This is a genomic window from Acidovorax sp. A79 (assembly GCF_041154505.1).
Lineage (GTDB): Bacteria > Pseudomonadota > Gammaproteobacteria > Burkholderiales > Burkholderiaceae_C > Acidovorax.
This window is the reverse complement of sequence record NZ_AP028672.1, coordinates 4923342-4945237: the sequence shown is the minus strand read 5'-3', so window position 1 is coordinate 4945237 and position 21896 is coordinate 4923342. Positions and strand designations below refer to the sequence as shown.

General features: G+C 67.6%; 22 protein-coding genes. 18 read left to right on the top strand and 4 right to left on the bottom strand.

What is annotated here, in order from left to right:
* Positions 1 to 95 precede the first annotated feature (95 nt).
* The 8 genes from sdhC (at position 96) to ACAM51_RS22635 (ending at position 6345) form a co-directional block, all read left to right on the top strand.
* The gene (sdhC, locus tag ACAM51_RS22670; RefSeq protein ID WP_218293935.1) at positions 96 to 530 is read left to right on the top strand and encodes a succinate dehydrogenase, cytochrome b556 subunit; all 435 of its coding nucleotides are present in this window, start codon (positions 96 to 98) and stop codon (positions 528 to 530) included.
* A gap of 65 nt (positions 531 to 595) precedes the next feature.
* Positions 596 to 961 (top strand): succinate dehydrogenase, hydrophobic membrane anchor protein, encoded by a 366-nt coding sequence (gene sdhD / locus ACAM51_RS22665; protein WP_124515511.1) that lies wholly within the window; start codon positions 596 to 598, stop codon positions 959 to 961.
* A 25-nt stretch (positions 962 to 986) separates the two neighbouring features.
* A complete protein-coding gene (sdhA, locus tag ACAM51_RS22660) occupies positions 987 to 2795 on the top strand; it encodes a succinate dehydrogenase flavoprotein subunit (RefSeq protein ID WP_218293934.1) in 1809 nt (602 codons plus the stop codon).
* A gap of 25 nt (positions 2796 to 2820) precedes the next feature.
* A complete protein-coding gene (locus ACAM51_RS22655; protein ID WP_218293933.1) occupies positions 2821 to 3525 on the top strand; it encodes a succinate dehydrogenase iron-sulfur subunit in 705 nt (234 codons plus the stop codon).
* Positions 3526 to 3554: 29 nt separating this feature from the next.
* Positions 3555 to 3884, top strand: a complete 330-nt coding sequence (locus ACAM51_RS22650; protein ID WP_369641924.1) for a succinate dehydrogenase assembly factor 2 — start codon at positions 3555 to 3557, stop codon at positions 3882 to 3884.
* 63 nt (positions 3885 to 3947) lie between these two features.
* Positions 3948 to 5258 carry a citrate synthase gene (locus ACAM51_RS22645; RefSeq protein WP_218293931.1) on the top strand — a complete coding sequence of 437 codons (1311 nt, stop codon included), beginning with the start codon at positions 3948 to 3950 and terminating at the stop codon, positions 5256 to 5258.
* A 282-nt stretch (positions 5259 to 5540) separates the two neighbouring features.
* The gene (locus tag ACAM51_RS22640; protein WP_218340674.1) at positions 5541 to 6002 is read left to right on the top strand and encodes a MerR family transcriptional regulator; all 462 of its coding nucleotides are present in this window, start codon (positions 5541 to 5543) and stop codon (positions 6000 to 6002) included.
* Positions 5944 to 6345, top strand: a complete 402-nt coding sequence (locus ACAM51_RS22635) for a carboxymuconolactone decarboxylase family protein (protein ID WP_218340673.1) — start codon at positions 5944 to 5946, stop codon at positions 6343 to 6345. The genes ACAM51_RS22640 and ACAM51_RS22635 overlap by 59 nt, the downstream gene beginning before the upstream one ends.
* Before the next feature lie 57 nt (positions 6346 to 6402).
* Here ACAM51_RS22635 and ACAM51_RS22630 read toward each other — a convergent pair whose 3' ends face one another.
* Positions 6403 to 7413, bottom strand: a complete 1011-nt coding sequence (locus ACAM51_RS22630) for a GlxA family transcriptional regulator (protein ID WP_218293928.1) — start codon at positions 7411 to 7413, stop codon at positions 6403 to 6405.
* A 217-nt stretch (positions 7414 to 7630) separates the two neighbouring features.
* Here ACAM51_RS22630 and ACAM51_RS22625 point away from each other — a divergent pair, with 217 nt between their 5' ends.
* From ACAM51_RS22625 to ACAM51_RS22615, 3 genes are all read left to right on the top strand, one after another.
* The gene (locus tag ACAM51_RS22625) at positions 7631 to 8752 is read left to right on the top strand and encodes an S-(hydroxymethyl)glutathione dehydrogenase/class III alcohol dehydrogenase (RefSeq protein ID WP_369641923.1); all 1122 of its coding nucleotides are present in this window, start codon (positions 7631 to 7633) and stop codon (positions 8750 to 8752) included.
* A gap of 90 nt (positions 8753 to 8842) precedes the next feature.
* The gene (gene fghA / locus ACAM51_RS22620) at positions 8843 to 9709 is read left to right on the top strand and encodes an S-formylglutathione hydrolase (protein WP_369641922.1); all 867 of its coding nucleotides are present in this window, start codon (positions 8843 to 8845) and stop codon (positions 9707 to 9709) included.
* Positions 9710 to 9743: 34 nt separating this feature from the next.
* The gene (locus tag ACAM51_RS22615) at positions 9744 to 11510 is read left to right on the top strand and encodes a phosphoethanolamine transferase (RefSeq protein ID WP_369641921.1); all 1767 of its coding nucleotides are present in this window, start codon (positions 9744 to 9746) and stop codon (positions 11508 to 11510) included.
* A 66-nt stretch (positions 11511 to 11576) separates the two neighbouring features.
* Here the strand turns inward: ACAM51_RS22615 and ACAM51_RS22610 are convergent, their stop codons facing one another.
* Together ACAM51_RS22610 and ACAM51_RS22605 are read right to left on the bottom strand one after the other, a co-directional pair.
* Positions 11577 to 12758, bottom strand: coding sequence for a PA0069 family radical SAM protein (locus ACAM51_RS22610; RefSeq protein ID WP_369641920.1), 1182 nt, complete (start codon positions 12756 to 12758; stop codon positions 11577 to 11579).
* Positions 12759 to 12816: 58 nt separating this feature from the next.
* A complete protein-coding gene (locus tag ACAM51_RS22605; RefSeq protein ID WP_218340667.1) occupies positions 12817 to 13716 on the bottom strand; it encodes a LysR family transcriptional regulator in 900 nt (299 codons plus the stop codon).
* A 92-nt stretch (positions 13717 to 13808) separates the two neighbouring features.
* Between ACAM51_RS22605 and mdlC the strand changes: the two genes are divergently transcribed.
* From mdlC to ACAM51_RS22585, 4 genes are all read left to right on the top strand, one after another.
* Positions 13809 to 15431: a benzoylformate decarboxylase gene (mdlC, locus tag ACAM51_RS22600; protein WP_369641919.1), complete on the top strand. Its 1623-nt coding sequence runs from the start codon at positions 13809 to 13811 to the stop codon at positions 15429 to 15431.
* A 95-nt stretch (positions 15432 to 15526) separates the two neighbouring features.
* Positions 15527 to 16528 carry a tripartite tricarboxylate transporter substrate binding protein gene (locus tag ACAM51_RS22595; protein WP_218293921.1) on the top strand — a complete coding sequence of 334 codons (1002 nt, stop codon included), beginning with the start codon at positions 15527 to 15529 and terminating at the stop codon, positions 16526 to 16528.
* 141 nt (positions 16529 to 16669) lie between these two features.
* On the top strand, positions 16670 to 17083 hold the full coding sequence (gene rnk, locus ACAM51_RS22590) for a nucleoside diphosphate kinase regulator (RefSeq protein WP_218293920.1): 414 nt from the start codon (positions 16670 to 16672) through the stop codon (positions 17081 to 17083).
* Positions 17084 to 17156: 73 nt separating this feature from the next.
* Entirely contained in the window at positions 17157 to 17537 is a 381-nt protein-coding gene (locus ACAM51_RS22585) for a hypothetical protein (RefSeq protein WP_218293919.1), read from the top strand.
* Positions 17538 to 17602: 65 nt separating this feature from the next.
* Here ACAM51_RS22585 and ACAM51_RS22580 read toward each other — a convergent pair whose 3' ends face one another.
* Positions 17603 to 18721, bottom strand: a complete 1119-nt coding sequence (locus ACAM51_RS22580) for an acyltransferase family protein (protein ID WP_369641918.1) — start codon at positions 18719 to 18721, stop codon at positions 17603 to 17605.
* A 188-nt stretch (positions 18722 to 18909) separates the two neighbouring features.
* Here ACAM51_RS22580 and ACAM51_RS22575 point away from each other — a divergent pair, with 188 nt between their 5' ends.
* The 3 genes from ACAM51_RS22575 to ACAM51_RS22565 are packed head-to-tail and all read left to right on the top strand — an operon-like array spanning position 18910 to position 21893.
* Positions 18910 to 19503 (top strand): GbsR/MarR family transcriptional regulator, encoded by a 594-nt coding sequence (locus tag ACAM51_RS22575; protein ID WP_369641917.1) that lies wholly within the window; start codon positions 18910 to 18912, stop codon positions 19501 to 19503.
* 4 nt (positions 19504 to 19507) lie between these two features.
* Positions 19508 to 20875: a cytochrome ubiquinol oxidase subunit I gene (locus tag ACAM51_RS22570; RefSeq protein WP_369641916.1), complete on the top strand. Its 1368-nt coding sequence runs from the start codon at positions 19508 to 19510 to the stop codon at positions 20873 to 20875.
* A 10-nt stretch (positions 20876 to 20885) separates the two neighbouring features.
* On the top strand, positions 20886 to 21893 hold the full coding sequence (locus ACAM51_RS22565) for a cytochrome d ubiquinol oxidase subunit II (RefSeq protein WP_218293915.1): 1008 nt from the start codon (positions 20886 to 20888) through the stop codon (positions 21891 to 21893).
* The last annotated feature ends 3 nt before the right edge of the window (positions 21894 to 21896 follow it).

The following is a 21896-nucleotide window of genomic DNA, read 5'->3' as shown; positions in this document are numbered from 1 at the left end:
CCTGCGACAAACCCATGCTTGTTGCGTTGCAATAGAATTTTGCGTTCTTTGCATCTTCAAATTACAAAGCAGTTACATCCACGAAAGCACACAACATGACAGAACTCGCCAAGAAACGGCCTGAATTCCGCAACATCAATGCCTTCAAGGACCTGACCACCTACCGCATGACGCCTGCAGCGTGGGTTTCGATCCTGCACCGCGGCAGCGGGCTGATCATGTTCCTGCTGCTGCCTTTCATCATCTGGATGTTCGACACCTCGGTGTCGTCCGAAATCTCGTTCGCCAAATTCACCTCGGCGTTCAGCATCGGCATCGGCTTCGTGCCCGGCTGGTTCATCAAACTGGTGGCCCTGGCCCTGATCTGGTCGTACCTGCACCATTTCACCGCCGGCCTGCGCCACCTGTGGATGGATGTGAGCCACAGCGCGGTGAACAAGGAATTCGGCAAGACCTCGGCCCTGACCGTGCTCGCGATCAGCATCGCCCTGGCCCTGGTGCTGGGCGCCAAGCTCTTCGGCCTGTACTGATCGATCAACCCATGAAACGGTGGCTGCTGCCAGGCAGTGCCCGCCGAAAACGATAGGAAATCTCCATGTCCGTCAATTACGGTTCCAAGCGCGTCGTCGTCGGCGCCCACTATGGCCTGCGCGACTGGCTCAGCCAGCGCGTCACGGCGGTCCTGATGGCCCTGTTCACCCTGGCCCTGCTGGCCCAGGTCATCTTCTCCAAGGGCCCCATCGGCTACGACAAGTGGGCCGGCATCTTCTCGGCCCAGTGGATGAAGGTGCTGACCTTCTCCGTGATCATTGCGCTGGCCTGGCACGCGTGGATCGGCCTGCGTGAAGTCCTGATGGACTACATCAAGCCCGTGGGCCTGCGCCTGGCGCTGCAGGTGTTCAGCATCGTCTGGCTGGTCGGCTGTGCTGGCTGGGGTATCCAGGTTCTGTGGCGTCTCTGAATCCCCCGACTGAAGGCAAAAAATAATGAGCTACACCAACGCTAACATCACCAAGCGCAAGTTCGACGTCGTCATCGTCGGCGCAGGCGGCTCCGGCATGCGTGCCGCGCTTGAACTCTCCCGCGCAGGCCTGAACGTGGCCTCGCTGTCCAAGGTGTTCCCCACCCGTTCGCACACCGTGGCGGCACAGGGCGGCGTGAGCGCCTCGCTGGGCAACATGTCCGAGGACAACTGGCACTACCACTTCTACGACACCATCAAGGGCTCCGATTGGCTGGGCGACCAGGACGCCATCGAGTTCATGTGCCGCGAAGCCCCCAAGGTGGTGTACGAGCTGGAACACTTCGGCATGCCATTCGACCGCAACCCCGACGGCACGATCTACCAGCGCCCCTTCGGCGGCCACACGGCCAACTACGGTGAAAAGCCCGTGCAGCGCGCCTGCGCCGCCGCCGACCGCACCGGCCACGCCATGCTGCACACGCTGTACCAGCAGAACGTGAAGGCCAAGACCAATTTCTTCGTCGAATGGATGGCCCTGGACCTGATCCGCGACGCCGACGGCGACGTGGTGGGCGTCACCGCCCTGGAAATGGAAACCGGCGACCTGTACATCCTGGAAGCCAAGACCGTGCTACTGGCCACCGGCGGTGCGGGCCGTATCTTCGCCGCCTCGACCAATGCCTTCATCAACACCGGTGACGGCCTGGGCATGGCGGCACGCGCCGGCATCGCGCTGCAGGACATGGAGTTCTGGCAGTTCCACCCCACCGGCGTGGCTGGCGCCGGCGTGCTTCTGACCGAAGGCTGCCGCGGCGAAGGCGCCATCCTGCTCAACAGCAATGGCGAACGCTTCATGGAGCGCTACGCGCCCACCTTGAAGGACCTTGCCCCGCGCGACTTCGTGTCCCGCTCGATGGACCAGGAAATCAAGGAAGGCCGTGGCTGCGGTCCCAACAAGGACTATGTGCTGCTCAAGCTCGATCACCTGGGCGCGGACACCATCCACAAGCGCCTGCCATCGGTGTACGAGATCGGCGTCAACTTCGCCAACGTGGACATCACCAAGGAGCCGATCCCCGTGGTGCCCACCATCCACTACCAGATGGGTGGCGTGCCCACCAACATCAACGGCCAGGTGGTGCGCCAGGCCAATGGCATCCACAACGAAGTGGTCAATGGCCTGTACGCCGTGGGCGAATGCGCCTGCGTGTCGGTGCACGGCGCCAACCGCCTGGGCACCAACTCGCTGCTGGACCTGCTGGTGTTCGGCAAGGCCGCCGGCCGCCACATCGTCGAGTTCAACAACAAGAACAAGGAACACAAGCCCCTGCCCAAGGATGCGGCCGACCGCACGCTGGAGCGCCTGAACCAGCTCGACCAATCGAACGAAGGCATCTACGCGCAGAACCTGGCGGGCGACATCCGCGCCACCATGCAGCAGCATGCCGGCGTGTTCCGCACCCAGGTCAGCATGGACGAAGGCGTCAAGAAGATCGCCGAGATCCGCAGCCGCGTCGGCAGCGTGACCCTGAAGGACAAGTCCAAGGTGTTCAACACCGCGCGCATCGAAGCGCTGGAAGTGGACAACCTGATCGAAGTGGCGCAGGCCACGATGGTCTCGGCCGCTGCCCGCAAGGAATGCCGTGGCGCCCACACCGTGTACGACTACGAGCACCCTGCCGACCACGCAGAGTTCCCGCTGGGCCGCAACGACAAGGAGTGGATGAAACACACCCTGTGGTACAGCGAAGGCAGCCGCCTCGACTACAAGCCTGTCAACCTCAAGCCCCTGACGGTGGACAGCGTGCCCCCCAAGGTCCGTACGTTCTAAACAGTAGCCCCACGAGAGAAGAAACATGCAAAAGCGCACATTCCAAATCTACCGCTACGACCCGGACAAGGACGCCAAGCCCTACATGCAGACCATCGAGATCGAACTCGACGGCCACGAACGCATGCTGCTGGACGCACTGGTCAAGCTCAAGGAACAGGATCCCTCCCTGTCGTTCCGCCGCTCGTGCCGCGAAGGCGTCTGCGGCTCGGATGCCATGAATATCAACGGCAAGAACGGCCTGGCCTGCCTGACCAACATGAACACGCTCAAGGGCACCATCGTCCTGAAGCCTTTGGCGGGCCTGCCCGTGATCCGCGACCTGATCGTGGACATGACGCAGTTCTTCAAGCAGTACAACTCGATCAAGCCCTACCTGATCAACGAAGAACTGGCCCCCGACCGCGAGCGCCTGCAGTCGCCTGAAGAGCGCGAAGAGCTCAACGGCCTGTACGAGTGCATCCTGTGCGCCAGCTGCTCCACGAGCTGCCCCAGCTTCTGGTGGAACCCCGACAAGTTCGTGGGACCCGCCGGCCTGCTGCAGGCCTACCGCTTCATCGCCGACAGCCGCGACGACGCGACCGGCGAGCGCCTGGACAACCTGGAAGACCCGTACCGCCTGTTCCGCTGCCACACCATCATGAACTGCGTGGACGTGTGCCCCAAGGGCCTGAACCCCACGAAGGCCATCGGCAAGATCAAGGAACTGATGGTGCGCCGCGCCATCTGACCTGGCCCCCCCCTCCCAGACGCCAGTCCATGGAAATCCTGTCCACTCCATCCATCGCGCCAGCAGCGGGCTCGCCGCTGCTGGACGAGCGCGAATTGAGCAAGCTGCACTGGCGCTGCCGGCGCGGCCTGCTTGAAAACGACTTGTTCATCGAACAGTTCTTTGCCCGCTACGAGCCCACGCTCACCCAGCGCCATGCGCAGGGCCTGCGCGCGCTCATGGACCTGGCGGACAACGACCTGCTGGACCTGCTGCTGCGGCGGCGCGAGCCGCAGGGCGAACAAGACACAGAAGAAGCGCGCGAAGTGCTCGGCATGCTGAGACAAAGCGGTGGCGCGATGACGGCTTTCCACGCCTGACGCGGCCAAGGTGCATGCCCCAAGACCGGATCATTATCGGCAACCTACCCAAGGAAAGTAACAATGAAGCTAGCTGACAACAAAGCCACCCTGTCCTTCAGCAACGGCAGCCCCAGCGTGGACCTGCCGGTCTACCAGGGCAGCATCGGCCCGGATGTCATCGACATCCGCAAGCTGTATGCGCAGACGGGCATGTTCACCTATGACCCGGGCTTCCTGTCGACGGCAGCGACCCAGTCGGCCATCACGTACATCGATGGCGACAAGGGCGAACTGCTGTACCGCGGCTACCCCATTGAGCAGCTGGCCCAGAACTGCGACTTCCTGGAAACCTGCCACCTGCTGCTGTACGGTGACCTGCCCAACGAAGCGCAGAAGACCGACTTCACCAGCCGTGTGACCAACCACACCATGGTCAACGAGCAGATGCAGTTCTTCCTGCGGGGCTTCCGCCGCGACGCGCACCCCATGGCGGTGCTGACCGGCCTGGTGGGCGCCCTGTCGGCCTTCTACCACGACAGCACGGACATCAACAATCCGCAGCACCGTGAGATCGCCGCCATCCGCCTGATCGCCAAGATGCCCACGCTGGTGGCCATGGCCTACAAGTACGGCATGGGCCAGCCCTACATGTACCCGCAGAACAACCTCTCCTACGCAGGCAACTTCCTGCGCATGATGTTCGGCACGCCCTGCGAAGAGTACAAGGTCAACCCCGTGCTGGAACGCGCGCTGGACCGCATCTTCATCCTGCACGCAGACCACGAGCAGAACGCCTCGACCTCGACCGTGCGCCTGTGCGGCTCGTCGGGCACCAACCCGTTCGCGGCCATCGCCGCCGGCGTGGCATGCCTCTGGGGCCCCGCCCACGGCGGCGCCAACGAAGCCGCGCTGAACATGCTGTACGACATCCAGGCCCAGGGCGGCGTGGAAAAGATCGGCGAGTTCATCAAGCAGGTCAAGGACAAGAACTCCGGCGTCAAGCTCATGGGTTTTGGCCACCGCGTGTACAAGAACTACGACCCGCGCGCCAAGCTCATGCAAGAGACTTGCAATGAAGTGCTGGCCGAGCTGGGCCTGGAAAAAGACCCGCTGTTCAAGCTGGCCAAGGAACTGGAAAAGATCGCCCTGGAAGACGACTACTTCGTGCAGCGCAAGCTCTACCCGAACGTGGACTTCTACTCCGGCATCGTGCAGCGCGCGATCGGCATCCCCGTGAACCTGTTCACCGGCATCTTCGCGCTGGCCCGCACCGTGGGCTGGATCGCCCAGCTCAACGAAATGATCGGTGACCCCGAGTACAAGATCGGCCGCCCCCGCCAGCTGTTCACCGGCTCCGAACGCCGCGACGTACCGCCCCTGTCCAAGCGCTGATCGGCCGCGCGCCAGCCGTCCACGGCTGGCTGGCGGCGCGGCGCCCCCTGGGGCGCCAATCCGCGACAACCCCCAAGCCCGCCATTGGCGGGCTTTTTCTTTGCCTGTGCGCAAACGCCGGGGCCGCCCCTCGCGGCCCAGGCCCCAGGCCCCAGGCCCCAGGCCCCAGGCCCCAGGCCCCAGGCCCCGCGCCCCGCCGCAGGGTGCGCGGGCCCCTCCTGCGCACGTCGGCGCAAGATGCCCCTTGACTTGGAGTGCACTCGAACTTTTAGGATCGCTTTCATGGAATCCCACCTCACCATCAACGATGTCGCACGGCGCACGGGTTTGACGGCGCACACCCTGCGCTACTACGAGCGCGCGGGGCTGATCGCACCAGTGGCCCGCGCGGCGGGCGGCCAGCGCCGCTATGCGGCAGCGGACATGGAGTGGATAGGGTTCCTGCTGCGCCTGCGCGAGACCCGCATGCCCATCGGGCAGATGCAGGCCTTCGCCAGGCTTCGCGGCGAAGGGGATGCCACGGTGCCGCAACGGCGCGCGATGCTGCAAGCGCACCTGAACGACGTGCAGGCCGCCATCGCGGCGATGCAGCAGTCGGCCCAGGTGCTGCAGGCCAAGATCGCGCACTACCGGGCGGTCGAGGTTTCCCTGGACACCGCATCCACCCCTGATGAAAGCACCCTCCATGCACCACCGCACACGCTACGAACAAGGGCTGGCCAAACTCCGCGAAATCGACGGTGAGGCTGGCGAACAGGTCATCGACAGCCTCGCCGGCATCGCACCGGACTTTGCCCGCTACCTGATCGAGTTTCCCTTCGGCGACATCTATTCACGCCCCGGCCTGGACCTCAGAAGCCGCGAGATCGCCGTCGTCGCGGCGCTCACCGCCATGGGCAACGCCACGCCGCAGCTCAAGGTGCACCTGCAGGCGGCGCTGAACGTGGGCGTCACGCGCGAGGAAATCGTCGAGGTCATCATGCAGATGGCGGTGTACGCCGGCTTTCCCGCGGCGCTCAACGGGCTGGCCGCCGCGCGCGAGGTTTTCGCGGCACCGCCGCGCAGCACGGCACAGGCTGCTGCATGAGCGTGGGCCACGCCGGATGCGGGGCGCGCTACGGCGGGGCTGCCCGCCCGGCGGCCACTAGCCGCCCGCCCTGCTGAACCGCTCCCGGTACGCCAGCGGCGTGATCCCCAGGTGGCGCACGAATAGATGCCGCAAGGCCTGCTCCGAACCCATGCCCATGCGCGCGGCCACGGTCTTGAGCGGCAGCCCGGCCTGCGACTCGAGCAGGCGCCGCGCTCCTTCCAGCCGCGCGGACTCCACGAAGGCCGAGGGGGTCTGCCCCGTCTCCTGCGTGAACACGCGCCGGAAATGCCGCTCGCTCATCGCCGCGCGTGCCGCCAGGGCCGCCAGCGGCATGGGCTCCGCAAGATGCTCCAGCACCCAGTTCTGCACCGCCTGGATGTCGCGGTGGCCCGTGCCCTGGCTGGCCAGCTGCACGCTGAACTGCGACTGCCCGCCGGGGCGCTTGAGGTACATGACGAGGTCGCGCGCCACCTCCAGCGCCAGGGCGTGGCCAAAATCCTCTTCCACCAGCGCCAGGGCCAGGTCGATGCCCGCGGTGACGCCGGCCGAGGTCCACAGGGGGCCATCGCGCACGTAGATGGCGTCCGGGTCCACCTCGATGGCCGGATAGCGCTGGCGCAGCAGGGCCGCCACGCTCCAGTGCGTCGCGGCGCGCCGGCCGTCGAGCAGGCCGGCGGCGGCCAGGAAGAAGCTGCCCGAGCACAGGGCGATCATGCGGTCCACGCGCGGGGCCACGCTTGCCGCCCAGGCCACGAGTTCGGGAGAGGCCGCCAGCACCTGCTCGATATTGCGCGACCCCACGAGGATCACGGTGCAACCCGCTCCGCCCTGCTCCAGTTCGGCCAGGGTGTGGGTGGCGTTCAGCGCCATCAAGGTGTCCGATGGCACCGCGCCCGCCTGCGCGGCCACCACGCGCACCGCGTAGCCGTCGGGCCGGCCATGCTGGCGCAGGTGCACGTTGGCATAGTCGAACACGGACATGGGGCCCACGGCCTCCAGCGCCTTGAAGCCGGGGTAGACCACGAGATCGACGCGGTGCGGGCTGTTGGCGTGGTGGTGGTCCATGGGGGTCGGTCGGCAGAGCGGAAATGAAAGGCGCCCGACTATACGGGAGGCAATGTCCGGCTGCCGCCCATGCCGTCGAATCCGGCCATAACCCCAGGATCTGCGGCCACGGGCTCCACCAGGCCCTGCACATGGCCTACAGTCATGCGGTCCCCCTGCGCGCTGCCGGCCAAAGAGCCTCGCCGCCGCCCTTCCCCGACCAACCCGTTGACCCACCATGACCCTCAAATCCAAAGCCGCCGTGGCCTTCAAGGCCGGAGAACCCCTGCAGATCGTCGAAATCGACGTGGCCCCGCCCCAGAAGGGCGAAGTGCTCATCAGGATCACCGACACCGGCGTGTGCCACACCGACGCCTTCACCCTGAGCGGTGACGACCCCGAGGGCCTGTTCCCCGTGGTGCTGGGCCACGAAGGCGCGGGCATCGTGGTGGAGGTGGGCGAAGGCGTGACCAGCGTGAAGCCCGGCGACCACGTGATCCCGCTGTACACGGCCGAGTGCGGCGAATGCCTGTTCTGCAAGAGCGGCAAGACCAACCTGTGCGTGGCCGTGCGCGCCACGCAGGGCAAGGGCGTGATGCCCGACGGCACCACGCGTTTCAGCTACAACGGCCAGCCCATCTACCACTACATGGGCTGCAGCACCTTCAGCGAGTACACGGTGGTGGCCGAGGTCTCGCTCGCCAAGATCCACCCCGACGCCAACCCCGAGCAGGTCTGCCTGCTGGGCTGCGGCGTGACCACCGGCCTGGGCGCGGTGAAGAACACGGCCAAGGTGCAGGAAGGCGACACGGTGGCGGTGTTCGGCCTGGGCGGCATTGGACTGGCGGTGATCCAGGGCGCCAAGCTGGCCAAGGCCGGGCGCATCATCGCCATCGACACCAACCCCTCCAAGTTCGACCTGGCCCGCACCTTCGGCGCCACCGACTGCATCAACCCCAAGGACTTCGACAAGCCGATCCAGCAGGTCATCGTCGAGATGACCACCTGGGGCGTGGACCATTCGTTCGAGTGCATCGGCAACGTGAACGTGATGCGCGCGGCGCTCGAATGCGCGCACCGCGGCTGGGGCCAGAGCGTCATCATCGGCGTGGCGGGCGCGGGGCAGGAGATCTCCACCCGCCCCTTCCAGCTCGTCACCGGCCGCAAGTGGCTGGGCACGGCGTTTGGCGGCGTCAAGGGCCGCAGCGAGCTGCCCGGCATGGTGGAAGACGCGATGGCCGGCAAGATCCAGCTGGCGCCCTTCGTGACGCACACCATGGGCCTCAAGGACATCAACGAAGCCTTCGACCTGATGCACGAGGGCAAGTCCATCCGCTCCGTGGTCAAGTATGCCGCCTGAGCCTGCCCCGCAGGCGATCAATCAAGGTAAAAACAGCCCCTAGCGCTTATCCTTCATGCGCTGCAAGCTATCAATTTTGAAGCAATCCACATGACCACCTCCCTGGACCTGCTCGGCAGCCACGCCTGCTTTGGCGGCGAGCAGCGCTTCTACCAGCACGCCTCTGCCGAGATCGGCCTGCCGATGAAGTTCTCGGTCTTCCTGCCGCCGCAGGCGCGGCAGCGCCCTGTGCCCGCCATGCTGTACCTGGCGGGGCTGACCTGCACGGAAGAAACCTTCATGGTCAAGGCCGGTGCCCAGCGCCTGGCGGCCGAGCTGGGCCTGGCGCTGGTCGCGCCCGACACCAGCCCACGCGGTGCCAACGTGCCGGGCGAGGCCGAGAGCTGGGACTTCGGCGTGGGCGCGGGCTTCTACCTGGACGCCACGGCCGCGCCCTGGGCGCGCCACTGGCGCATGGAAAGCTACCTGATGAAGGAACTGCTGCCGCAGGTGGCGGCGCAACTGCCCATCGATGGCGAGCGCCTGGGCATCTGCGGCCACTCCATGGGCGGCCATGGCGCGCTCACGCTGGCGCTGCGCCACCCGGGGCGGTTCAAGAGCCTTTCGGCCTTTGCGCCGATCTGCGCGCCCACGCAGTGCCCCTGGGGCGAGAAGGCCTTCACGGGCTACCTGGGGCCAGACCGCACGGGCTGGATCGAGCACGACGCCACGGTGCTGATGCAGCACCAGCCGGTGGCGCCCTACCCGGCCGGCATATTGATCGACCAGGGCCTGGCCGACAAGTTCTTGCCCACGCAGTTGCACCCGCATCTGTTCGAGGAGGCGTGCCAGGCCATCGGCCAGCCGCTCACCCTGCGGCGCCACGAAGGCTACGACCACGGCTACTACTTCATCCAGAGCTTCATGGCCGACCACCTGAGGCACCACGCCAGGACCCTGCAGGCCCCCGGACGTTAATGCGGCCTTAAGTCTCGGGCGCCACAGTGCGCCCATGCCTTTGATCCTGCAGCGCCTGCTGCTTTCCCATGCAGCCACGGGCGCCGGGCCCCGGTCTCCAGCCCCAGCTTCCTCCGCACCCGCACCGCGCCACCTGCACCCCGCGTGGGTGGTGGTGCTCATCAGCGCCTGGCTGGCCACGGCCTGCAACGTGCCGCTGTGGCGCGAGGTGGCCGAGCTGCCCGGCCACGGCAGCGCGCGCGGCTGGGCCTTTGCCGCGGCGTTCGTGGTCATCGTGGCCGCCGGCAACGCGGCCCTGCTGAGCCTCCTGGCCTGGCGGGGCACGCTCAAGCCCGCGGCAGCGGTGCTGGTGGTGATGGCAGCCTTCGGGGCCTACTTCATGCTCGCCTACGGCATCGCCATCGATGCCAGCATGCTCGTGAACGTGCTGCAGACCGATGCCCACGAGGCGGGCGACCTGCTCGGCTGGCGCATGGCGGGCACCGTGCTGGCGCTGGCGGTACCGCCGCTGGCGTGGCTCTACCGCACTCCGGTGCAGCGCCTGGGCGGCCTGCGGCACGCGGCCCACAACGGCGCGCTCTTGCTCGGAGCCATCGCGGTCATCGTGGTGTGCCTGCTGATGGTGTTCCAGGACTTCGCATCCACCATGCGCAACCACACCAAGCTGCGCTATCTCATCAACCCGCTCAACAGCGTGTACGCGCTGGGCAACATCGCCACCAGGCCCTTGCGCATCGACACCAGCAAACTGCTGCCGCTGGGGCGCGATGCCAGGCTGGGCGCAAGCTATGCGGTGCAGAAACAACCACCCCTGCTGGTGCTGGTGCTGGGCGAAACCGGCCGCAGCGGCAACTTCGGGCTCAACGGCTATGGCCGTGGCACCACGCCGCTTCTTTCGGCCCGCACCGACCTCGTGAGCGCCCGCAACGCGTGGTCCTGCGGCACCAGCACCGCCGCGTCGGTGCCCTGCATGTTCTCGCACCTGGGGCGCACCGGCTACGAGGCGCGCGCGGCCAATTTCGAGAGCCTCGTCGATGTGCTGCACCACGCCGGGCTGGCCGTGCTCTGGGTGGACAACCAGTCGGGCTGCAAGGGGGTGTGCGACCGCCTGGGCGACACCAACACGTCGGCACTGCAGGACCCCGCGCTGTGCCCCACCCGGGGCGAATGCCTGGACCGCATCATGCTCAAGGACCTGGACGCCCGCATTGCCGCGCTGCCCGCCGAGCAGCGCCAGCGCGGGACCGTGGTGGTCCTGCACCAGATCGGCAGCCATGGGCCCGCCTACTCCAAGCGCTCGTCATCCGAGCACAAGAAATTCCTGCCCGAATGCACCTCCACGGCGCTGCAGGAATGCGAACGCCAGCAGGTGGTGAACGCCTACGACAACAGCATCGTGGAAACCGACTTTTTCCTCGACTCAGTGCTCAAATGGCTTTCCACGCGCTCCGAACAAGCGCAGACAGCTATGATTTATGTAGCAGACCATGGTGAATCACTGGGCGAGAACAACCTCTACCTGCACGGCCTGCCCTACGCCATCGCGCCCGACGTGCAAAAGCACGTGCCCTGGATCACCTGGCTCTCGCCCGCCATGCAATCGCGCACGGGTGCGGCCACGGGCTGCCTGCAGCAGGACCTGGCCGAACGGCGCATCACGCACGACAACTACTTTCACTCCGTGCTCGGCCTCCTGGACGTGACGACGGGGGCCTACAACCCGGACCTGGACATGTTCACCGCCTGCCGCCACCAGGCACAGGCGATGGCCGCGCCCCCCGGCGGCAGCCGCAGGCTGTGACGGCGAGCAAGCCGGACTTGTGTGTTCCGGCCACTTCCGGCCACTTCCCTCGCAGCCCGGCCTGGCTCAGAACAGGCTGCCCTGCCCGCGCGCAAGCCCCGGCCTGAACTGCGACAGGTCCAGCTCCAGCCGCTCCCGGTTGAGCCCCAGCCGCCGGCACGCCCCCGCGAACCGCTGGCGCAGCATGTCCGCCCACAGGCCGCTGCCCTTCATGCGGGTGGCGAAGCTGCTGTCGTAGCTCTTGCCCGCGCTGCGCTGGGCCGCATCGAGGTTGTGCAAATCCTGCACCCGTGCCATCACGCGCGCCGCGCGCTGCGGGTAGTGCACCTGCAGCCATTCGCGGAACACCGCATCCAGCTCCCACGGCAGGCGCAGCACGGTATAGAACGCGCTCCTGGCCCCCGCATCGCGCGCGGCCTCCAGCACCTGCTCCATGTCTTCGGTGATGAAGGGGATCTGCGGGGCCACGCTCACGCCCACCGGAATGCCGGCCTCGGCCAGCGTGCGCAGCGTGCGAAGGCGCCGGTGGGGGGCGGCGGCGCGCGGCTCCATGCGGCGCGCCAGCAGCGGGTCGAGCGTGGTGATCGTCACGTACACCGCGGTCAGTTGCTGCGCTGCCAGCGGCGCGAGCAGATCGAGATCGCGCTCCACCCCGCTCGACTTGGTGATGAGCGAGAACGGGTGCCGTGCATCGCGCATCACCTCGATGAGGCCGCGCGTGAGCCTGAGTTCGCGCTCCACGGGCTGGTAGCAGTCGGTGGCCGAACCGATGTTGAGCAGGCGCGGCACATAACGCGGCTGCGCCACTTCGCGGCGCAGCACCTCGGCGATGTTGTGCTTGGCCACGATCTGGGTCTCGAAGTCGAGCCCGGGCGAAAAATTGAGATAGCTGTGCGTGGGCCGGGCGTAGCAGTACACGCAGCCGTGCTCGCACCCCCGGTAGGGATTGACGGACAGCTCGAAAAAAATGTCGGGGGAGTCGTTGGCGCAGATGGCGCTGCGGGCCGTCTCCAGGTGCACCGTGGTGGCGGGGGCGGGCCCGCCGCCGCCGCCATCATCATCCCCATCCGCCCCTCCCGCGCCCTGCGGGCCGTGGTTCCAGCCATCATCCACCACCTCGCGCACATCGCGGCTGAACCGGTGCGGCATGGCCGTGGCGGCCCCCCGGCCCCGAATGGCCTGCAGGGGGACGCGCACTTCCGCCGGTGCGTCAGGCAGGTCGGGGTCGGCGGCAGGGTTTGGCTTCATGACTGTATGAATATACAGTTATTTGAAGCGGGGCGCACCGCCCTCCCCCCACCACACCCTACTCGCGGAAGAGCCTTTCGATCACCCCCCGCAGCCACTGGTTGCCCGGATCGCTCTCGAACCGGCGGCTCCAGTGCAGCGACACCGTGAAATCCCGCAGCGGCAAGGGCGGCTCGATGAGGGTGTAGCCCCCATCGGCCGCGAAGGTGCGCGCGATGTTGCGCGGCATCACCACCGCGAGGTCCGTGGCCCGCACGATGGCGGGCAGCACCATGAAGTGCTCGGTGGTCAGGCGCAGGCGGTCTTCGAGCTGCAGCATCTCCAGGATCCGCAGCGTGTCCGAATGCGTGCGCACGGCCACGAACTCCAGCTGCCGCAGGTCCTTGAGCAGGCCGGCCCCGGCGCGCCTTCGCGCGGCAAAGGGGTGGCCGGCGCGCAGGAGCACCACGTAGCGGTCCTGGATGAGCTCCACGCGCTGCGTGTCCTTCACCGTCGGCAGGAAACCAAAGGCGAAGTCGATGCGCCCGCTGTCCAGCCGCTGCGCGATCTCGCTGCGCGGCACGGGCAGCGTCTCCAGCCGCACGCCGGGTGCCTCGCGCCGCAGCGCCACCATCAGGTCCGGCAGAAAGCGGCCTTCGCCGATGTCGCTCATGTGGATGCGGAACACCTTGCGCGAATTCGCCGGGTCGAACAGCGCGGACTCGTTGAGCGCCTCCTCCAGCAGTCCGAGCGCGCCGCGCACCGCATCGGCCAGCCGGTCGGCTTTGGGCGTGGGCTCCACGCCGCCGCCCGCGCGCACGAACAGCGGGTCCTTGATCAGCAGGCGCAGCCGCGTCAGCGCCTGGCTGGCGGCGGGCTGGGTGAGGTCCAGCAGCTCCGCAGCCCGGCTCACGTTGCGCGTGCGATAGACCGCGTCGAACAGCCGCAGCAGATTGAGGTCGATGTCCTTGATATGCATTGGATGAATACCGCTTAGTCGTTTCATTGTATTGATGGATGACGCAGGCCCGCCGAAGATCAGGGCCTTCCTCTTCAGCACCGCCACGCCCCATGCTCCAGGCTCTCCCCAAGAACACGGCCCCTGCCGCGCCCGCCCCCTCCAGCCGCCCCACGGTGCGCGAGGTGGTGCTCGACCTGCTGCGCGGCTTCGAGATCAACACCATCTTCGGCAACCCCGGCTCCACGGAGCTGCCGCTGTTCCTCGACTTCCCCAGCGACTTCCGCTACATCCTGGGCCTGCAGGAATCCGTGGTGGTGGGCATGGCCGATGGCTATGCGCAGGCGAGCCACAACGCCGCCTTCGTGAACCTGCATTCGGCGGCCGGCGTGGGCCATGCGATGGGCAACATCTTCACGGCGCACAAGAACCGCACGCCCATGGTCATCACGGCCGGGCAGCAGGCGCGGTCCATCCTGCCGTTCGACCCGTTCCTGTTTTCGGGCCAGGCCACCGAGCTGCCCAAGCCCTATGTGAAATGGAGCATCGAGCCCGCCCGCGCCGAGGACGTGCCGCTGGCCATCGCGCGCGCCTACTACATCGCCATGCAGCAGCCGCGCGGGCCGGTGCTGGTGTCCATCCCCGCGGACGACTGGGACAAGCCCTGCGAGCCGCTGCAGGCCCGCACCGTGAGCACCGGGTCGCGCCCCGAGCCCCGCGTGCTGCAGGCCATCGGCGACGCACTGGACGCCTCGCGGCGCCCCGTGTTCGTGGTGGGCGCCGCCGTGGACCGCGACCGCGCCTGGGACGACGTGCTGGCCCTGGCCGAGCGGCACAGCGCCGCCGTATGGATCGCCCCCATGTCCGGCCGCTGCGGCTTTCCGCAGGACCACCGCCTGTTCGCGGGCGTGCTGCCGGCCATGCGCGAGAAGATCGTGTCGCTGCTCGGCGGCCATGACCTGGTCTTTGCGCTCGGCGCCGCCGCGTTCACCTACCACGTCGAAGGCTTCGGGCCGCACGTGCCCCCCGGCGCGCATCTGGTGCAGCTGATCGACGACCCCGGCACGGCCGCCTGGACGCCCGAGGGCACCTCGGCCGTGGGCAGCGTGCGCCTGGGCGTGCAGGATCTGCTCGCACGCCCCGCGCCCGCCGTGCGCGACCTGCCCCCCGCGCGCGCCGCACGGCCGCGCGCGGAGCCCTCCGCCCTGATGAGCGTGCCCTATGTGATGCAGACGCTGGCCGAGGTGCGCGAAGCGGCCTCCATCGTGGTGGAGGAAGCCCCCAGCTCCCGCGCGGCCATGCACGCCTACCTGCCCATCCTGCAGAGCGAGACCTTCTACACCATGTGCAGCGGCGGCCTGGGCTACGGCCTGCCCGCCGCCGTGGGCGTGGCGCTGGCCAGGCCCGACCGCAAGGTCATCGGCCTCATCGGCGATGGTTCGGCGATGTACTCCATCCAGGCGCTGTGGAGCGCCGCGCAGCTCGGGCTACCCATCACGTTCATCATCCTCAAGAACCGCCGGTACGCGGCGCTGCAGGAGTTCGCGCCCACCTTCGGCTTCCACGAGGGTGACAAGCTGGAGGGCACCGACCTGCCGGACCTGGACTTCCTGGCACTGGCCCGGGGCCAGGGCTGCGATGCCGTGCGCGTGAGCGACGCCAGCGAGCTGCCGGACGTGCTGCGCACGGCGCTGGCCCATCCGCGCGCCATCCTGGTGGAGGTGGACGTGGCCTGACACGACCGCCACGGCGAGCCCCGCCATCCCTTGGTTTCACCCCGCAAAAGAAGCACACAAGACCCGGCACGCCCGGGCCACACCTGGAGACAAGCATGCATTCATTTCCCCCTCGCACCACGCGCCGCCTGCTGGGCGCGCTAGCCCTGGCCGGCGCCGCGTCCAGCCTGCTGCTGCTGCCCGCCGCGGCACGCGCAGACACCTGGCCCGGCAAACCCATCAAGGTGGTGGTCAATTTCCCGGCGGGCGGCGCGGCGGACCAGATCGCCCGCGCGGTCACGGTGCCGCTGCAGGCCGCGCTCGGGCAGCCCGTGGTGGTGGAGAACCGGGGCGGCGCCGGCGGCAACATCGGCGGCGAAGCCGTGGCCAAGTCGCCGGCGGACGGCTACACCCTGCTCATGAGCTCGGGCGGCATGGTGTCGGTCAACCCGCACCTGTACCCCAAGATGCCGTTCGACCCCGCCAAGGACCTGGTCCCGGTGGCCGCCGCGGCGCGGGTGCTGGTGTTCCTGGAGGTCCGGCCCACGCTGCCGGTCAACAACATCCAGGAGTTCCTGAAGTACCTCAAGGCCAACCCCGGCAAGCTGACCTTCGGCACGCCGGGCAACGGCAGCTCGCCGCACCTGGCGGCTGAGATGCTCAAGGCCCAGGCCAACGTGTTCGCGGTGCATGTGCCCTATCGCGGCGCGGCCCCCGCCATGCAGGACCTGCTGGGCGGGCAGGTGGACTTCATGTTCGACCCCGGCATCGGCCTGCAGCACGTGAAGGCGGGAAAGCTCAAGCTGCTGGCGGTGGGCAGCTCCAGGCGCTCGCCGCTGTTCCCGGACGTGCCCACGCTCGAAGAGGTGGGCCTCAAGGGCTTCGATGCCGACACCTGGTTCGGCTTCTACGCCCCGGCTGGCACGCCGCCCGAGGTGGTCAGCCGCCTGAACCGCGAGATCAACAAGGTGCTGGCCACACCGGCCGTGAAGGAGCGCATCGCGGCACTCGGAGGCGTTCCCGCACCGATGTCCCCGGCCGACTTCAACGCCCGTGCATCCATCGACAGCACACGGTTTGGAGCGCTGATCAAGGCGCGCAACATCCAGGGGGATTGACCCTCCGGGCCCCCAGCGCCGTCCCCACCGGGGGAAGCGGGCGGGCCGCCGTGGGGCCGCCCCGAATGACCGTGCGCGGCAGTGCGAGATTGGCGATGGTCTACAGTCCCGCGCTTTGCAACACACCACCGAGGTACCCCCATGGCGCGCAAGCCCCAGATCATCCTGTCGTCCCTGGACGTTGACCGCATCGAGGCCCTTCTGGCAGCCATTCCGGCCAGCGTCTTTCCGGGCAAGGCCGAACTGCAGGCGGAGCTGGACCGCGCCGACGTGGTGGCCCCGGAAGAAATCCCGCCGCACGTGGTCACGATGAACTCCACCGTGCAGTTCTCGATCCTGGAGACGGGAAAGGAGTTCTGCCTGACGCTCGTCTACCCCCGCGACATGGACGGCAGCGCGGACCGGATCTCGATTTTCGCGCCCGTGGGCAGCGCCCTGCTGGGCCTGTCCGTGGGCGACGAACTCGCCTGGCCCGGCCCGGGCGGCAAGTCGATGACGGTGCGGGTGAAGGACCTTCTGTACCAGCCCGAAAGCGCGGGCGAACTCCACCGCTGACCGCGCGACGAAACGTCGCCTGGCTGCACCACGCTTGGTGCCACCGCCACATGCAGTGACAATGGCATCCGCCATGACCAGCCCGCCTCCACCCCCCGACAACCCGCTCATCGAAACGTTCGACCCGGACTCGACCGTCGCCTTTCAAAGGCGGATGGAGCGCGCGCCGGAATGGTTTTGCTCGTTCCTGGCCGGCAACAGCCGCGAGAAGAGCCGCCTCAAGCGCGAGATGGCCACGATGAAGGGCTCGGTGGTGTGGCTGGTGCAGCAGCGCCGCCAGGGCAACTGGACCGCCGACGAACGCACGCACCTGCGCGATGTGATGCGGTCGGCGTCTTCCGTCAGCCCCTACCTTTTCATCTGGGTGATTCCTGGATCGATGCTGATCCTGCCCTTCATGGCCTGGTTCCTCGACCGCCAGCGCAAGCGCCGGGAACGCAAGCTGCGAGGCTGATTGCGCCAGGTGCCGCCGCGCGGCACCTCAGGGGTTTGCTGCGGCCCTCAGAACCTGTTCCTGCCTCATGCCCAGTTGCTGGATACCGCCACCAGCATGCCCGCCCCCACCAGCCCCATCTGCCAGCGCAAGGCCGTGGTCCAGGAGGGCACGTGGCGCTCCACGCGCAGATACAGCTGCCGCCCCGCCGCCAGCGACAGCACGAACGCCAGCAGCATGCCCAGCGCGTTGGGCACCGGCGATGCAGGCCACAGGTGGCTGACCACCGCGTTCACGAGCAGGCACACCGCGAAGTGCACCAGGAACACCGAGTACGACATCTGCCCGAGCTGCACCAGCGGCCCCACCCCGCGCCATGACCGCACGCCTTCCGAGCGCAGGGCGGCCACCAGGCACAGCGCCGTCGCCAGGGCCACCAGGATGCGGCCACGGTGGTCAATGGCCAGCGCAACGCCCCCGAGCAGCACCATCGCGGCGAGCCAGCCCCACGCCTGGCGCGCCCGCACGGCCCAGTAGGCCAGCATGCCCAGCCCGTACGCGCCGAAGAAATACACGGCCCACATGTCCAGCTCGGGCATGCGGTTGAACACCCACAGCGACAGGGCCACGCCCGCCACGATCGCGCCCTGCGCCAGCCGCGCCGCATGCCGCCGGGCCCAGGCGCCAGGCAACGCGCGCGCTCCGGCCCATGCCAGCACGCTCACCGCGAACAGCTGAAAGTCGATGGCCACGTACCAGACGCCTGCGGAAAGCGCGCTCTCGCCGACGATGTCCTGCAGCAGCAGTGCGTTGGCCAGCAGCTGCGCCAGGGTGGGCTCGTCCGGCACGGAAGCGTGCTCCATCCACGGCCGCACCAGCGCGGCCACCACCACCGTCAGCAGCAGCGCCACGGCATAGGGCACCACCAGCCGCACGAAGCGCCTGGCGATCGCGTGGCCTGCGTGGTCGAAGCGCGGCACGCCCTGCGGCGCCAGGCTGGCGGCGGCCAGGTAGCCGCCGATCACCAGGAACACCTGCACCGCCATGCGGCCGTAGTCGTACAGCCAGGCGATGAGCCCCGGGGCCAGAGGCTGCGCGATGTCCGACATGGGCCCGTAGAAGGCCAGGTGGTGCCAGACGATAGCGATGCATGCCAGGCCTTTGGCCATGTCGATGACGGGCGTGCGGGAAAGGGAAGAGGACATGCTGCGGCAGGTAGTGGGCAAGCCGTGCGCCTACAGGAACACAGCCCAAAACCCTCTATTGTCGCCGTCCTTCGGATTCGATGCTGGTCGCCCAGGTGTCTTGCCGGATAGCCTGGCCCTTGAGTCCACAATTTCCTGAATTTTCAGTATTTACTGAAAATTCAGGAAATGAGGCACAATCGGTGTCCATGACCTACATCAATCATCTGCCACCCCTGAACCGCCAGTTCGTCGCCCACTTTGGCGAGATGGGCAGCCGGTGGGGGATCAACCGCACCGTGGGCCAGATGTATGCGCTCATCTTCCTGTCGCCGCGCCCGCTCAACGCGGACGAGATCGCCGAGACGCTGGAGTTCTCGCGCTCCAACGTGAGCATGGGCCTCAAGGAGCTGCAGGCCTGGCGCCTGGTCAAGCTGAGCCACCAGCCCGGCGACCGGCGCGAGTACTTCGAGGCGCCCAAGGACGTGTGGGAGATTTTTCGCGTGCTGGCCGAGGAGCGCCGCCGCCGCGAGATCGAGCCCACGCTGTCGATGCTGCGCATGGCGCTGCTCGAGGAGCCCGGATCGGACGAAGAGCGCCATGCCCAGGAGCGCATGCGCGACATGCACGAACTGATCGACCGGCTCATGACCTGGTTCGACGACGTGCAGCGCCTCGCGCCCGAGACGGCGATGCAGCTCATGGGCATGGGCACCGCCGTCACCCGCGTGCTCGAATTCAAGGACCGGCTGACCGGCAAGGGCGGCCCCGCCAAGGGCAAGAGCAACCACCAGGGAGCCTGAAACCATGGACACCTTCATGCTGTCGCGGATCCAGTTCGCCGCCAACATCAGCTTTCACATCCTGTTTCCCACCATCACCATCGCGCTGTGCTGGTTCCTGGTGTTCTTCCGCTTGCGCCACTCGGCCACGCGCGGCACACCGGCCGCGCCGGGCTGGGAGCAGGCCTACTATTTCTGGACCAAGGTGTTCGCGCTGACCTTTGCCATGGGCGTGGTCTCGGGCATCACGATGAGCTTTCAGTTCGGCACCAACTGGCCGGGCTACATGGAGCACGTGGGCAACATCGCCGGGCCCCTGCTGGGCTACGAGGTGCTCACGGCCTTTTTCCTGGAGGCCACCTTCCTGGGCATCATGCTGTTCGGCCGGGGCCGCGTGTCCGAGCGCATGCACCTCGTCGCGACACTCATGGTGGCGTTTGGCACCACGCTGTCGGCGTTCTGGATCCTGAGCCTGAATTCCTGGATGCAGACCCCCGTGGGCTACGAAATCATCGACGGCAAGTTCCACGCGGTGGACTGGCTGGCGATCGTCTTCAACCCCTCCTTCCCCTACCGGCTGGGCCACAAGCTGCTGGCGTCGGCCCTGACCGCGGGCTTTCTCATCGCCGGGGTGAGCGCCTGGCAGCTCGTCAAGGGCACGGCCACCGAAGGCACCCGCAAGGCCCTGCGCACCGCCGTCGCCGCCGTCGCCATGGCGATCCCGCTGCAGATCCTCATGGGCGACATGCACGGCCTGAACACGCTGGAGCACCAGCCCGCGAAGATCGCGGCGATCGAAGGCATCTGGCACACCGAGCGGGGCGCGCCCCTCACGCTGTTCGGGCTGCCCAACGAAAAGGAAGGCCGCACCGACTACGCCCTCCAGATCCCCAAGGCGGCGAGCCTGATCCTGGCGCACGACATCGATGCCGAGCTCAAGGGCCTGAACGAGTTTGCTGGCGCCCATCCCCCCGTGGCGCCGGTGTTCTGGGCGTTCCGCGTGATGGTCGGCGTGGGCATGCTGATGCTCGCGGTCGCCTGGGCGGGTGCTGTCGTGCTGTACCGCCGCCGCAGGCACGACCTGGCCACCCTGCCCCGGCCCATGCTGTACGCGCTGGTGGGCATGACGTTCTCCGGCTGGGTAGCCACCCTGGCCGGCTGGTACGTGACCGAGATCGGCCGCCAGCCCTACCTGGTCTATGGCCTGTTCAAGACCGCCGACGCCGTGGCGGCGCATCCTCCGGCGATGGTGGTCTCCACCCTGGCCGCCTACCTCACCGTGTACGTGCTGCTGCTCGCGGCCTACATCGGGGTGATCAAGTACATGGCGGAGCACTCGGCCATGCCGGTTCCCGCCGTGGCGCCGCCCGCCGCGCCACCCCATCCGCTGTAAGGAGGACACCATGGAAATGACCCTGGCCCACACCCTGCCCCTGGCGTTCATGGCCATCATGGGCCTGGCGCTGCTCGCCTACGTGATCCTGGACGGCTATGACCTCGGGGTGGGCATCCTGCTGCCCTTCGCGAGCGATGCGGAAAAGGACGTCATGGTGTCGAGCATCGGCCCGTTCTGGGACGCCAATGAAACCTGGCTGGTGCTGGGGGTGGGCGTGCTGCTGATCTGCTTTCCGATGGCCCACGGCGTGGTGCTGTCCGCCCTGTACCTGCCCGTGGCCGTGATGCTGGTGGGCCTGATCCTGCGGGGGGTGGCGTTCGACTTCCGCGTGAAGGCCCGCGATTCGCACAAGACGGCCTGGAACCGCCTGTTTGCCGCGGGCTCGCTGGTCACCACCCTGGCCCAGGGCTGGATGCTGGGCGCCTATGTCACCGGCTTCCAGAACGACACCTGGGGCCTGCTGTTTTCCACGGGCATCGCCATCACCCTGCCCGCGGCCTACGCCATGCTCGGCGCCGGCTGGCTTCTCATGAAAACCGACGGCGCATTGCAGCGCAAGGCTGCCCGCTGGGGCCAGGGGGCCCTGTGGCCCATGGGGTTTGCGCTCATGGGCATCTCGCTGGCCACGCCGCTGGTCAGCCACACGGTGTTCGCCAAGTGGTTCGTGCTGCCCGAACTGTTCGCCCTGCTGCCGATACCGCTGGCCTGCGTGGCCGCCTTCTTCGCCATCCGCCACGTGCTGGCCACGCCCCGCGTGGTCGAGGCGGGCTATGGCTGGATCGTGTTCGCGGCCACGGTGCTGATCTTCGTGCTGGCCTTCTTCGGGCTGGCCTACAGCATCTATCCGTACATCGTGATCGACCGCCTCACGGTGTGGCAGGCCGCCAGCGCGCCGGAGTCCCTCGCGGTGATCGGCATCGGGGTGGCCATCACGCTGCCGGCCATCATCGTCTACACGGTCTTCATGTACCGGGTGTTCTGGGGCAAGGCGCGGGAGCTGACCTACGGGCTGTGACAG